Consider the following 13,593-nt stretch of genomic DNA (forward strand, 5'->3'; position numbering starts at 1 on the left):
TACAGCAGCCTCTGTTGCTGTCAAGCGGTTATTTTAGGATGTTTTCAAAGTTTCCTTTGTAACATCAACCACTTGCGCTTTCGATCTCTCGTTAGCGGGAGGCGAATTCTACAGCGTTAAACGCTGCTGTCAACACCTCATTTCCTGCTTCGATGACTTGAAGCTGACACTGCCGAAGAACCGTCCAACTCATTGAAACTCAAGGAATTTTCCGTTTCGACTGCGCCGGAAGTGGGCGAATTATAGGCCGTTAGAATTCTGGGTCAAGCATTAATAGCAACTGCTAAGGAAAGCGCCTGTGTAGATGCAGGGGAAGCGTCAATATGCGCACTATATTGCACATCATTCCTTATTTAAGCATGATGCCCGCCCTCACACATTTATAGCCCGGGCTCACCAAGTAATGACAAAGCTCCCCCAAAGCCTCGCATCGACACTATTCCCTGTCGGCTTGCTACTTATTGCCATGGCCTCAATACAATCGGGCGCTTCGCTTGCTAAAAGCATGTTTCCCATAATAGGAGCCCAGGGCACCACGACCCTGCGCCTGCTGTTCGCCAGCATCATCATGTTGCTGATCCTGAGACCCTGGAGAGCCAAGCTCACAGCCAAATCCCTAAAGACCGTGATCGTCTACGGAATAGCGCTGGGGGGCATGAACTTCCTCTTCTATATGTCACTGCGCACGGTTCCACTGGGGATTGCTGTGGCACTCGAGTTCACGGGCCCATTGGCCGTGGCCATTTACTCCTCTCGCAGACCCATAGACTTTGTCTGGATCGGCCTGGCTATCGTAGGGCTTTTACTGCTCATCCCAACCGGAGACAGCGCTCAAGGAATTGACTTGGTCGGTACTGGCTATGCATTGGGCGCTGGAGTCTGTTGGGCGCTGTACATTCTCTACGGACAAAAAGCCGGGGCTGACAATGGCGTACAAACTGCAGCGTTAGGCGTAATGATTGCCGCTCTGTTTATCGCTCCCATCGGGATTGTCCACGCTGGGGCCGCCTTGCTGACACCAAGCCTGATCCCCATTGCCATTGGCGTAGCAATATTGTCCACCGCCCTACCCTACACACTTGAGATGATCGCCCTCACACGTATGCCCACCCGCACATTTGGCACCCTCATGAGCATAGAACCTGCTTTTGGGGCGCTATCAGGCCTGTTGTTTCTGCATGAGGTTCTATCGTTTAGCCAGTGGATGGCGATCTCTTGCATTATCACGGCCTCCGTCGGTGCAACCTTGACGATGCGCAATCACTCGAAACCGGTTATGACCGACAATTAGTCGCCTATTTGACAGAACTCTGGCAATTGCCTCTCATTTAAGCGATGTTTGTTCGTTATAAGAGTTATCCGGGGCGATTTGGATCAAGACGGCGTCAAAGCCATGAGATAGACGGTTGATCCACACCCGCACCCCGTAAACCCGACGCAAACGCTTAAGGACAGGAATGAAACGAATTTTGGTCGCTTTAGCGGTGCTTGCTGTAACCGGCTGCGCTGCAACCTCCCATACCGCCGTAAAGCATGGCAAACGAGGCTTGCACATTAATTGCTCTGGCTTGTCCTCTTCGTGGAACAAGTGCTACGAAGAGGCCGTGTCAGCCTGCGGGGACAAGGGATACCGAGTAATTGCCAAATCTGGAGATGCCGAGGAGGAGCCTGGGGATTACCCTTTCGGCTTGAACCCGGCCGGATACACCAGCCGCAGCATGATTGTTATTTGCAAGTGACCGCTTCAAGAATTCTGTAGCGCAGTTGACCAAGACAACCGCGCTACAGGACTGGCTCAGGCCACTCTTGAAAGTGGCACCGTACGCGCCAGCAGCCATTCCAGAGCAGCCCCATCAAGCAGCGGGCGCAAACGCTCACGCACTTGCGCGTGATAAGCATCGAACCACTCCAGCTCCTCAAGTGTTAGCAGCGACGGTTCAAGGCAGCGGGTATCGATCGGACACAGGGTCAATGTTTCAAACTTGAGAAACGAACCAAACTCCGACGCACCCGCCTCGCGATTCAATACCAGATTCTCGATTCGCACCCCCCAGCGACCCGGACGATATGTTCCTGGCTCGATAGAGGTGATCATCCCGGCCTGCATGGCTGTATGAGGCGCGGGTGCAGCCTGATAGGCAATGACCTGAGGCCCTTCGTGCACATTCAGGAAATAGCCCACGCCATGCCCGGTTCCATGCCCGTAATCCACGGCCTCAGCCCAAATGGGAGCTCTTGCAATCGAATCCAGCAAGGGCGACAAAATCCCTTTTGGAAACTGAGCCCGGGACAAGGCAATCACACCTTTAAGCACACGGGTGCAATCGCGCTTTTGCTCATCGCTCAAGGTGCCAATTGGTACCATCCGGGTAATGTCTGTCGTTCCACCCAGATACTGGCCACCGGAATCTATTAACAGCAGACCATCCCCCTCAATCACGGCATGCTCCTGCTCTGTCGCGTGATAGTGGGGCATTGCGCCATTGGCATTAAAGGCAGCAATCGTGTTGAAGCTCAGCGATACAAACCCCGGACGACGCGCACGCGCAGCGGTCAACTGCTCGTCAATCGTCAACTCAGTGATGCGCTCGCGACCCAAGGCTGTTTCCAGCCAGGCAAAAAACTCACAGAGCGCTGCACCGTCCTGCTCCATGGCCTGACGGATATGAAACGCGTCATCCAGGCTTTTCTGCGACTTGGCCAGAGTAGTCGGGTTCACTCCTTCGACCAGCTTCACATCAGGTTGCAGGTGGCTGAGCAACCCGCAGGTCACCCGCGCCGGGTCTACCAGTAACCGGGTTGAAGCTGGCAATGCTGCCAGAGCAGCATTGATTTCAGTGTACTCACGCAGCTCGACACCATCATGCTTGAGCGTCTCCTGCAGCGCGGGACTGACCTTGTTCAAGTCCACAAACAAGGTGGCTTGCTCTGCATTAATCAATGCGAACGAAACAAACACCGGATTAAAGGAAACATCCGAGCCACGCAGATTGAACAACCAGGCAATGTCATCAAGGGTTGCAATGAAATGCGCATCGGCCTTGCGCTGAACAAGTGATTCGCGCAATTGCGCCAGCTTGACTACGCGGCTCACTGTCGCCTGTGGCGGCAAATGCTCGTATACCGCCTGGACCGGCAGCGCAGGACGATCCTCCCAAACCTGCCCCAGCAGATCGATATCAGTGCGCAAAACAGCACCGCGCTCCTTGAGCTTACCTTCCAGTGTTCGCGCCGAGGCCAGTGCGAGTACCGCCCCATCAACCGAAACCGTAGCCCCTTGAGGTGCCTGTTCCGCCAACCACTCCAGCGGCCCCGGCTGCCCTGGTACCAACTTGACCAGTTCGATGCTACTGCCGGCAAGCTCCTTGGTAGCCTGCTCCCAGTAACGACTGTCAGCCCAAAGACCAGCAAAGGTCGGGGTCACAATCAAAGTACCGACCGAGCCGTAAAAACCCGACAACCATTGCCGCCCCTGCCAATAGGCTGGCAAGTATTCTGAAAGATGAGGGTCGGCAGAGGGTACCAACAGTGCCTGTATTCCGTTCTGGCTCATCAAAGCTCGGGTGCGCGCCAAACGCTGCACTACCAACCCCGGATTCAACGACTGAGTACTCATTCTGTCTCCTGCTAGCCACGGCTAATTATTATTCCCGTCGGATAATGAATCAGCAGCTAAGACTGGGCAACCGCCCAAAAAGGTGCAGGGGCGGCTACGGCCGTTTTAATCGCATTTACTGCGGTATCGATATCCTGCTCGCTTGTAAAACGCCCGAGACTCAAGCGTATGGTTCGACTTGCCTTATCAGCGTCATGACCAAGCGCGAGCAGCACATGCGATGGTGTTTTGCTGGCTGAGTTACACGCCGAAGTAGCCGAATACGCCAGCACCGCGCTCAATGCAGAACTATTGAAGTGCCCTTGGGGGAAAGTCAGGCTCAAGGTATGGGGAATTCGTTGTGTTGGACAGCCGTTGCATTGCACCCCTGGCACAGCGGCCAACTGCGCCAGCAAACGCTCACGCAGAACGCTGATATGGCCCAACTCCTTGGAAAATGACTCGCTGGCCAGGGCAAAGGCAGCTCCCATTCCTGCTATCTGGTGAGTGGCCAGCGTGCCCGAGCGCAACCCCGACTCATGACCACCACCATGAATCTGAGCCTGCAAACGATCCTGCGCACGCGCGCCTACATACAGCGCTCCAATTCCCTTGGGCCCGTACACCTTGTGCCCGGAGAATGACATCAGATCCACAGCCCACTTCTGCAGATCAATGGCTATCTTGCCTGCGCCCTGGGCGGCATCAACATGGAACAAAGCGCCGTGCTCGCGAACCAGCAAACCAATAGCCGGGATGTCATTTACCGTCCCGAGCTCATTGTTAACCAGCATCAGCGATACCAGCAGCGTGTCTTCACGCAATGCAGCGCTGACTTGTTGTGCACTTACAAGCCCATCGCTATCGGGCGCCAGGTACGTCACGTCAAATCCTGACTGCTCCAGGAACCGGGCCGTATCCAGCACCGCCTTGTGCTCAATCTGACTGGTGATGATATGCCCGCGCGATTTGCCATTGGCCAGCGCAACCCCTTTCAGCGCAAGGTTATTGGACTCGGTAGCGCCCGAGGTCCAGATAATTTGCTCTGCCTTGGCGTTGATCAACTGGGCAACCTGCTCGCGAGCCAACTCCACCGCGCTTCGGGCTTGCTGACCGAATACATGGGAACCCGAGGCAGGGTTGCCAAAATTTCCTTCAAAGCCAAGACAGTCGACCATCACCTGAATGACACGAGCGTCCACAGGTGTGGTGGCAGCGTAATCGAAATAAAGAGGTCTTTTGTTCATTGTCAAACCTACTGAGCGTTCCGGAATCAGGCAGTGCTTGATATCAGAAGAGTGAAGCCACGTTAAAGAATGGCCATTAGAAATACCCGATCAACCTGGGTGACAAAAGAAGCCGCTTCATTACATGTCGTAGGAGCATTCCAAAATTCACGACATCGAAAAACCATAGCCCTATAAAGCGCCAAAAGGACCGGTTTGTGCAAGTCCGATATGCCATAAGGATATATAAATATGGAATTAGGTTAGTTTACGGAATAACAAAAGCCCTTTATAAAGCAGCCTCCGGCTTTCCTTTGTGGGTATAGCCCTCCCCCTTAAAAGGAGCTGTACATGCAGCTTTTGACACTGCCTGCCACTCCGGCACTCGCTACCTCCATACGGGCCACAGCCCAGGTTTTTGCAGATCCCGCCTCCAAGGCGTTGCTCGCACATCTACAGCAAATAGCGCCCAGTGATGCCAGCGTGCTGATCATTGGAGAAACCGGCACCGGTAAAGAAATCGTTGCCCGGCACATACATCAACTCAGCCACCGCAACCAGCAACCGTTTGTGGCCGTCAATTGCGGAGCGTTTTCCGAATCGCTGGTCGAAGCCGAGCTGTTTGGCCACGAGAAAGGGGCATTCACCGGCGCACTGGGGGCCAAGGCCGGCTGGTTTGAAGAGGCTGACGGCGGCACATTGTTCCTGGACGAAATCGGCGATTTGCCACTGCCTATTCAAGTGAAGCTGCTGCGCGTGCTGCAAGAGCAAGAAGTGGTGCGGCTGGGATCACGCAAAAGCACGCCGATTAATGTTCGCGTACTCGCGGCCACCAATGTGAATCTGGAACAGGCCATTGATGCCGGTCACTTTCGCGAAGATCTGTACTACCGGCTAAACGTGGTCAGCCTGGTGCTCAAGCCTTTGCGCGAACGCCAAGGGGACATCCTGCCGCTGGCCAGACATTTCCTTCAAACCTACCGGCAACGGCTGCAACACGGCCCCACTGCACTGAGCACATGCGCTGAAGACGTGCTCATGAACCACCCTTGGCAGGGCAATATCCGCGAGCTTGAAAACGTCATGCACCACAGCCTGCTCCTGTGCCGCAATCAGACCATCACGGCCCAGGACCTGCGCCTGTCGCAGTCACGCAGCAAACGGCTGGAGCACCCCGTACCGCAGCATTGCACCGATACCACGGATCACTTGCTGAAACGTGCATTTCAAAAGTTGTTCGAAGAAGAACCCGGCGCGCTGCACGAAGCCGTCGAGGACAGCCTCTTGCGTGCAGCTTATGAGTTCTGCCATCACAATCAGGTGCACACCGCCAAACTGCTGGGCTTAAGCCGTAATGTCACCCGCACTCGCCTGATCAAGCTCGGGGCCCTGGCAGTGAACACACGAAGGCTTGATGCTCAAACCCTCTCGGCGTTCTGAATCGACACCCCAGCAGCAGCCCGGGGCACTGCTGCCGGGATCGCACTCAAGCGGGTGTCAGTTGTTCAAGCGTGCTTGCTTCCAGCTCGCGCACTAAAGGCAGTACACGACGCCCGAAATACTCCACCTCTTCCTGAAAATGCAGAAACCCCGCCAGCACCAGGTCCACGCCCAATGCCTTGAGCGCCACGATCCGCTGCGCGATCTGCCGGGGGGTGCCAATCAAGTTGGTTTTAAAACCATCGTTGTACTGAACCAGATCTTCAAAGGTTGATTTGGCCCAGTTACCTTCTCCCTCAAGCGAAGACTTGCCCGCCTGTTTTGCCGCGTCGCCAAAGGCATGGACCGCATCAATGTCGGCATTTTCGATGATTTCCTGCAACACCGCCCTGGCCTCTTCCTCCGTGTCACGGGCAATGACAAAAGCATTCACCCCGACCTTCACTGAGTGCTGGTTGGCTGCAGCCTTGGCCCGTATATCGTCGATTTGAGCTTTGATGCCTTCTGGTGTGTTGCCATTAGTGAAGTACCAGTCCGATACGCGGGCGGCCATATCCCGTGCAGCACGCGAGCTCCCGCCCTGAAATATCTCCGGGTGCGGCAAGCCCAGCGGCTTGGGCTTGAGGGTGTAATTGTTGATTCGATAGAAATCCCCCTTGAAGGTGAAGTTATCCTGGGTCCAGATGCCTTTAAGGACCCGAATGAATTCCTCGGAGCGGCGATAGCGCTCGTCATGCTCCAGCCAATGCTCACCAATGGCGTTGAATTCGCCCTTGAACCAGCCACTGACGATATTGACCGCGACACGGCCCTCCGTCAGTTGATCAATGGTAGCCAGCTGCTTGGCCGCCAATGCGGGTTTCCAGGGCCCCGGCAGGATAGCCGCGATAACTTTCAAATGCGTGGTAGCAGCCAATAACGCGTGACTGAACGCTACAGACTCGTGCTGAAACTCGGCACCATAACCCGCCGTGAAGCGGATTTGCGTCAGTGCATATTCAAAGCCCGCAGCTTCTGCCAACTGGGCGAGTTTGCGGTTGTAATCAATCCCCCAGTGGGTGCGTTGCTCAATCTTGCTGACGACCAGTCCACCGCTGACGTTAGGCACCCAGTAGGCAAATTTTATGGCTTGCTGACTCATTGGCATGATCTCGGCGTTAGGGAATGTCATGACTACAGAGCAGCATTTATGCCAACAGGTCTAAACCGCCGCTGGCGCCCCGTGAAACCGCACCGGGGTGTCCATCAGGCATTTTTATGTTGAGTCACTGTTGGCCAGGCAACACTTTTGGAACGCAAAAGGTCAGTCGCAGCTGGTGACCGTTATCGGTAAGATGACGCCCTTCCCGCGCTTGTGCGCTGTACGTCCTGCCCAATTAAGCCGACCCGATGCCATTTGAACTCAGCGTAGATTTGACCACCCTCGCCATTCTGGCCGCAGTGGCCTTTGTTGCCGGCTTTATCGATGCCATTGCCGGTGGCGGAGGCTTGCTCACCACGCCGGCCTTGCTGACCGCCGGCCTGCCCCCGCACCTGGTACTGGGTACTAACAAACTCAGTTCGACGTTCGGTTCGGCTACGGCCAGTTTTACCTTTTATCGACGCAAGCTGTTCCATCCCAGAGAGTGGAAGCTGGCAATTTTCGGTACGTTGGCAGGCGCCCTGATCGGAGCCATCGTGGCCCATTACATGCCGGCCGAGTGGCTGAACAAAATGCTGCCGGTAATTGTTTTTGGCTGTGGCCTGTATCTGCTGTTCGGCGGCACACCCAAAACCCCGATCGACAACGATGCTCCGATAAAAAAGAAATGGCAGCTGCCCCAAGGCCTGGGTCTGGGTTTCTATGACGGCGTGGCAGGCCCCGGAACCGGTGCCTTCTGGACGGTCAGCAGCATGCTGATGTACCCCATCGACCTGGTGAAGGCCAGCGGCGTGGCCCGCAGCATGAACTTCGTCAGCAACATTGCAGCGCTGTCGGTGTTTGTTTTTTCGGGGCATGTGGACTGGATCATCGGCCTGACCATGGGCTTTGCCGTCATGGTCGGGGCCTTCTTTGGCGCCCGCAGCGCGATCAGCGGCGGGGCCAAATTCATTCGCCCGGTGTTTATCACCGTGGTCTTGGGACTGACCGTGCGCCTAGCCTGGCAGCACTGGTTCGGCCAGGCCTAAGCGTCGCGCCACATACACGTCGATGAGATAGCGGGCAATCGAGCGCGATGCTGGCAGCGGCGGCAAATGATGCACATTGAACCACTGTGCATCTTCTATCTCGTCCGCCTGGGGAACAATTTCGCCCCCCGCATATTCAGCATGAAAACCCAGCATCATCGAGTGCGGAAAAGGCCAGCACTGGCTGCCCAGGTACTGGATATTTCTGACTTCCACCTGAACCTCTTCACGCACCTCGCGAATCAGGCAATCCTCCGCCGACTCTCCCGGCTCGGCGAACCCCGCCAGCGTGCTGTATACCCCCGGCACAAAGCGCGGCGAACGGGCCAGCAGCACCTCATCACCCCGGGTAATCAACACAATCATGCTTGGCGAAATTCGCGGGTAACTGCGCAGGTCGCAGGGCGCGCAGTACATCGCACGCTCCAGGTGTATCTGGGTCATGGCCCGCCCGCAGCTGCCACAGAAACGATGCTCTCTGGCCCAGGTGCCTATTTGCGCGGCGTAGCCAGGACCTTGTAAAGCGTGTGATCGCCCTCCAGCATAAAAGCTCGCAAGCCCTGCCAGCGACAGCCTTCAACCTGCGCCGCACGGTCAAGCTCCAGCAGGTACACCGGCTCCCCGTCCAGGTGACCGATGCCATGCTCGGCCAGCACCGTCAGGTCCTGACGCTTTAGCCATTCACGGGGGAACAGCGGGCCATTATCGTCAAGTAAAAAACCGTCGGGGCCGCGTGCCACAGCCAGGCCGCCAGGTAGGTCTGTATCCAGTACTGCCGTGGTCCAACGCGGTGTCATGAAACGATCCTTGGTCAGGTTAAAAATCGTCAATCGAGAAATTCAGGCTTTTGCTTGGTCATATGGGCGGTCATTGCCAGCCGCAAGTCGCTCGACTGGAGCATGGCTGCGTTCCATGTCGCGACATACTCCAGACCATCGTCTACGCGGTGATCGCGCATATAGCTGATCATCTGCTTGGTACCGCCAATAGCAATCGGCGACTTGCCCGCGATCTCTTGCGCGATCGACATGACACCTTCGAGCAACGCCTGATGATCGCTGTAGACCCGGTTGACCAGGCCAATCGTGCGCGCTTCGTCGGCCGCCACCATGCGCCCGGTGTAGGCCATCTCACGCAGCATGCCGTCGCCGATGATGCGCGGCAGACGTTGCAGGGTACCGACATCGGCAGCCATGCCCATGTCGATTTCCTTGATCGAGAATTGCGCATCTGCAGCCGCATAGCGCATGTCGCAGGCTGCGATCAGGTCAATGGCGCCACCCAGGCAATACCCCTGAATGGCCGCCAACACCGGCTTGCGGCACTGATCGACAGCATTGAACGAAGCCTGCAATTGCAAAATCTTACGCCGCAGCAAACGGGCGTTACGCCCGACATCCTTGCCCAGTTCATTGGCAACCGAGGCCAGCAACATCAGATCGATACCGGCCGAAAAATGCTTGCCCGCACCGCTGAGCACGACTACGCGTACGGCATCGGTTTCATCGATCCACTGAAAGATTTCGACGATTTCGCTCCAGAACGCAGCATTCATCGCATTGACCTTCTCAGGTCGGTTGATCTGCACGTGGGCAATGTTGCCCTGTAACTCAACCTGAAAAGCCTGGTAGTCGGACATAAACTCAATCCTTTTTGGGGCGCAGTGCCAGTCAATAAGTCGCGGACTATAACAAGCACTGCGGGCCTCAGGCAGGCCGTTATTACGCCAAAAACCGGGCTACAGGATAAAGCGCTCGATCGCCTGGGCAACGCCGTCTTCAAGGTTGCTGCCCGTCACGTACTTCGCCTGCTTGCGTATGTCTTCAGGAGCCTGGCCCATGGCAATCGAAATCCCCGCCCGGTGGAACATCGCCGGATCATTGCCGCCATCACCGATGGCCGCCGTGCGTACCAGCGGCACGTCCAGAAACTCGGCCAGAGTGGCCAGGGCCTCACCTTTATTGGCTTTGAGCGCAGTGATATCCAGATAGCGAGCCTGTGAGCGACTGGCGATCGCGAGCCCGCTCAATACAGGTTGCAAACGCTGCTCAAGATCCATCAATAACGCTGCATCGCTACAGGTCGCTACGATCTTGTGCACCCGGTGCAGATAAGGTTCATAGCTTTCAACCACCTTGGGGGCGTAACCGAGGCCGTGCTGCTCGTGAGAAACCATCTCGCCCGACGGATCGCGCACCAGCCACTCTTCATCAACAAACAGCCAGACTTCAACCGGGTGCTCCGCCAACAGGGCCAGGGTCTTCAGCACCCCTTCATACTGCACGTGATGAGATTGCAGATATTCGCCCTGGGCGTTGACCAGCAGTCCGCCATTGAATCCGGCAACCGGCAACTCAATGCCCAGTTGCTGACTGATCTCGCGCATGGCACGGGGCGGCCTGCCGGAGGCCAGGGTGAAATAAACGCCCGCTGCCTGCAGTTTTTTCACCGCGGCCAGGTTTCCGGGACTGATGGTGTGGTCAGGCATCAGAAGGGTGCCGTCCATGTCACACAGCACCAGCTTAATGGTCTCTTGCTTCACGTCACTCATCCTATGTTCAGCCAGACGCGACCATCGCGGGCCAGTAGTTCTTTTGAGGCTTCGGGGCCATCCTGACCGGCCGGGTATGGATGCACGTCCGAATGTTCACGCCACGCATCGAGAAAAGGCTGCACACCGCGCCAGCCGTTTTCAATATTGTCAGCACGCTGGAACAAGGTCTGATCGCCGGTCAGGCAGTCGTAGATCAACGTCTCATAACCGGTGGAAGGCTGCATTTCGAAGAAGTCTTTATAGGCGAACCCAAGGGCGATATTGGCCATTTTCAAACCCGGGCCCGGACGCTTGGCCTGGAGGTCAAACCACATGCCTTCGTTGGGTTGAATCTGGATCCGCAAATAGTTTGGCTGCAGCCGATCGACTTCGGTGTCGCGGAACTGTGCATAAGGCGCGGGTTTGAAACAGATCGCGATTTCGGTATCACGGGCACTCATGCGCTTGCCGGTGCGCAGATAAAACGGCACGCCGACCCAACGCCAGTTATCGATCATCACCTTGAGCGCGACAAAGGTCTCAGTGGTGCTGTCGGCGGCCACGTTGTTCTCTTCGCGATAACCCTCTACCGGCTTGCCACCGGACTCACCGCGGGTGTATTGCCCGCGCACCGAGTTTTTTAACGCATCTTCCTTCGACCACGGGCGAATTGCCCCGATGACCTTGGCCTTCTCGCCGCGCACCGCATCAGCACCAAAGGCCGCGGGAGGCTCCATCGCAACCATCGCCAGCAACTGAAACAAATGGTTGGGCAACATGTCGCGCAAGGCACCGGTATGCTCGTAAAAACTGCCACGGGTCTCGACCCCGACGGTTTCTGCTGCCGTGATCTGCACATGGTCGATGTAATGATTATTCCAAAAGGACTCGAAAAGTCCGTTGGAGAATCGACTGACCAGGATGTTCTGGACGGTTTCCTTGCCCAGATAGTGGTCAATCCGGTAAATCTGCTTCTCGCTCATGACTGTCAGCAGGCACTCGTTCAATGCTTGTGCCGTTTCGACGTCAGAGCCAAAAGGTTTTTCAATGACTACCCGGCGAAATGCATCCGGGGTTTCTTTAAGCAATCCGCCAGCGCCCAGCCGCTGCACCACTTCGCTGAAAAAGCGCGGGGCAGTGGCCAGGTAGAACACCGCGTTGCCAGTGCCACTGGCGATGATTTTCTGTTCCAGCGCGGTATAAGTGCTGTCGTCCAGAAAGTCGCCCTGCACATAACTGATGTTCTTCGCCAGCGAAGCCCACAATTGGGCATTCAAGCCCTTGCCCTCAGGATGATCCACTTTGCTGGCGGCTTCATTGCGAATGAAGTCCTCCAGCTTTTTGGCAAAACCCTCATCACTGATCGCATTGTGGTCGACGCCCACAATGTGCAAACCATCGTCCAGCAAACCGTCCCGACTCAAGTTGTACAGCGCCGGCATCAGCAGGCGCTTGACCAGATCACCGTGAGCCCCAAACAGAAACAGCGTGGTGGGCGGTGCCGGCTTGGTGTTGGATTTGCTGGACTGATCGGTCATTTCTTAGGTGTCTCCACATGGCCGCCGAAACCAAAACGCATGGCAGACAACAGTTTGTCTCCATACAGGCTTTGCTGGCGTGAGCTATAACGGGCAAACAAGGCGTTCGACAGTACTGGAACCGGTGTCGACTGTTCCATGGCCGCTTCGATGGTCCAACGGCCTTCACCGCTGTCCGCCACAGCGCCCGAGTAACCGTCCAGCGGTGCGTCAGTGGCCAGTGCATCAGCGGTCAAATCCAGCAACCAGGACGACACAACGCTGCCGCGGCGCCACACTTCGGCGATATCACCCAGATTCAGGTCAAAACGCTGATCTTCAGGCAGGTTTTCACCGCCCTTCATCTTCATCAGGTTGAAACCTTCGGCGTAAGCCTGCATCAGGCCGTACTCAATACCGTTATGCACCATCTTGACGAAGTGCCCGGCGCCCGCAGGACCTGCATGGATGTAGCCACGTTCTGCGCGGTCATCATCAGAGACACGATCCTTGGTGCGTGCGATGTCGCCCATACCCGGAGCAAGGGCCGCGAACAGCGGATCCAGATGTTTGACGACGCCAGTGTCACCGCCAATCATCATGCAGTAGCCGCGCTCCAGCCCCCACACGCCGCCAGAGGTGCCGACGTCAACATACTGAATGCCTTTTTCGGCCAGCGCCTGCGAACGACGAATGTCATCTTTATAAAAGGTATTGCCGCCATCGATGATGATGTCATCGGCGTCGAGCAGTTGGCTCAGGGTTTCAATGGTGTCTTCGGTCGGAGCACCGGACGGCAGCATGACCCAGACAGCGCGGGGCTTGGCCAGGCCAGCAACCAGCGCAGGCAAGTCGGTCACGCCTGTGGCGCCTTCCTGCTCGAGGGCACTGACAAAGTCGGTATTGCGGTCAAAAACCACGGTTGTATGCCCATTGAGCATCAGACGCCGCGCGATGTTACCGCCCATACGGCCCAATCCAATAATTCCCAACTGCATGTACTGTTGCTCCCAACGACAAATAAATAGGTGTACAGCACCTTAGTGCAGCATTGCTTAAGGTGCCCGGCTGAGGATTAGTCCTAGCGCATGCTGCATAGTTTCGCACAAGCAG

General features: G+C 56.3%; 11 protein-coding genes and 1 pseudogene. 4 read left to right on the forward strand and 8 right to left on the reverse strand.

Annotated features, from left to right (window positions below; translation table 11 throughout):
• Window positions 1-403 precede the first annotated feature (403 nt).
• The gene (rhtA, locus tag ACP7BO_RS04945; protein ID WP_397457290.1) at window positions 404-1,291 is read left to right on the forward strand and encodes a threonine/homoserine exporter RhtA; all 888 of its coding nucleotides are present in this window, start codon (window positions 404-406) and stop codon (window positions 1,289-1,291) included.
• Window positions 1,292-1,457: 166 nt separating this feature from the next.
• Window positions 1,458-1,739 carry a hypothetical protein gene (locus tag ACP7BO_RS04950; protein ID WP_426208939.1) on the forward strand — a complete coding sequence of 94 codons (282 nt, stop codon included), beginning with the start codon at window positions 1,458-1,460 and terminating at the stop codon, window positions 1,737-1,739.
• A gap of 56 nt (window positions 1,740-1,795) precedes the next feature.
• On the opposite strand, the gene ACP7BO_RS04955 is transcribed toward ACP7BO_RS04950, so the two are convergent.
• Together ACP7BO_RS04955 and ACP7BO_RS04960 are read right to left on the reverse strand one after the other, a co-directional pair.
• Complete coding sequence (locus ACP7BO_RS04955; RefSeq protein WP_426208941.1) at window positions 1,796-3,616, reverse strand: aminopeptidase P family protein; 1,821 nt, start codon at window positions 3,614-3,616, stop codon at window positions 1,796-1,798.
• Between the two features lie 56 nt (window positions 3,617-3,672).
• Window positions 3,673-4,842, reverse strand: coding sequence for a cysteine desulfurase family protein (locus ACP7BO_RS04960; protein WP_397454399.1), 1,170 nt, complete (start codon window positions 4,840-4,842; stop codon window positions 3,673-3,675).
• Window positions 4,843-5,172: 330 nt separating this feature from the next.
• Here ACP7BO_RS04960 and ACP7BO_RS04965 point away from each other — a divergent pair, with 330 nt between their 5' ends.
• Window positions 5,173-6,261, forward strand: coding sequence for a sigma-54 interaction domain-containing protein (locus ACP7BO_RS04965; protein WP_397454400.1), 1,089 nt, complete (start codon window positions 5,173-5,175; stop codon window positions 6,259-6,261).
• 46 nt (window positions 6,262-6,307) lie between these two features.
• On the opposite strand, the gene sfnG is transcribed toward ACP7BO_RS04965, so the two are convergent.
• On the reverse strand, window positions 6,308-7,408 hold the full coding sequence (gene sfnG / locus ACP7BO_RS04970; RefSeq protein WP_397457292.1) for a dimethylsulfone monooxygenase SfnG: 1,101 nt from the start codon (window positions 7,406-7,408) through the stop codon (window positions 6,308-6,310).
• 242 nt (window positions 7,409-7,650) lie between these two features.
• Here sfnG and ACP7BO_RS04975 point away from each other — a divergent pair, with 242 nt between their 5' ends.
• On the forward strand, window positions 7,651-8,430 hold the full coding sequence (locus ACP7BO_RS04975; protein WP_426208944.1) for a TSUP family transporter: 780 nt from the start codon (window positions 7,651-7,653) through the stop codon (window positions 8,428-8,430).
• On the opposite strand, the pseudogene nudC reads toward ACP7BO_RS04975, so the two are convergent.
• From nudC to gnd, 5 genes and pseudogenes are all read right to left on the reverse strand, one after another.
• Window positions 8,398-9,227: pseudogene (gene nudC / locus ACP7BO_RS04980) on the reverse strand (NAD(+) diphosphatase). The gene ACP7BO_RS04975 and the pseudogene nudC overlap by 33 nt on opposite strands.
• 29 nt (window positions 9,228-9,256) lie before the next feature.
• Window positions 9,257-10,069, reverse strand: a complete 813-nt coding sequence (locus ACP7BO_RS04985) for a crotonase/enoyl-CoA hydratase family protein (protein ID WP_060694103.1) — start codon at window positions 10,067-10,069, stop codon at window positions 9,257-9,259.
• A 99-nt stretch (window positions 10,070-10,168) separates the two neighbouring features.
• Window positions 10,169-10,981 (reverse strand): HAD family hydrolase, encoded by an 813-nt coding sequence (locus tag ACP7BO_RS04990; protein ID WP_426208946.1) that lies wholly within the window; start codon window positions 10,979-10,981, stop codon window positions 10,169-10,171.
• Window positions 10,978-12,501 (reverse strand): glucose-6-phosphate dehydrogenase, encoded by a 1,524-nt coding sequence (zwf, locus tag ACP7BO_RS04995; protein ID WP_397454403.1) that lies wholly within the window; start codon window positions 12,499-12,501, stop codon window positions 10,978-10,980. The genes ACP7BO_RS04990 and zwf overlap by 4 nt, the downstream gene beginning before the upstream one ends.
• Window positions 12,498-13,478 carry a phosphogluconate dehydrogenase (NAD(+)-dependent, decarboxylating) gene (gene gnd, locus ACP7BO_RS05000; protein WP_397454404.1) on the reverse strand — a complete coding sequence of 327 codons (981 nt, stop codon included), beginning with the start codon at window positions 13,476-13,478 and terminating at the stop codon, window positions 12,498-12,500. Before gnd ends, zwf begins: the two co-directional genes overlap by 4 nt.
• Between the last annotated feature and the right edge of the window lie 115 nt (window positions 13,479-13,593).

The organism is Pseudomonas sp. TWR2-1-1 (assembly GCF_049897045.1).
Taxonomy (GTDB): Bacteria; Pseudomonadota; Gammaproteobacteria; order Pseudomonadales; family Pseudomonadaceae; genus Aquipseudomonas; species Aquipseudomonas versuta.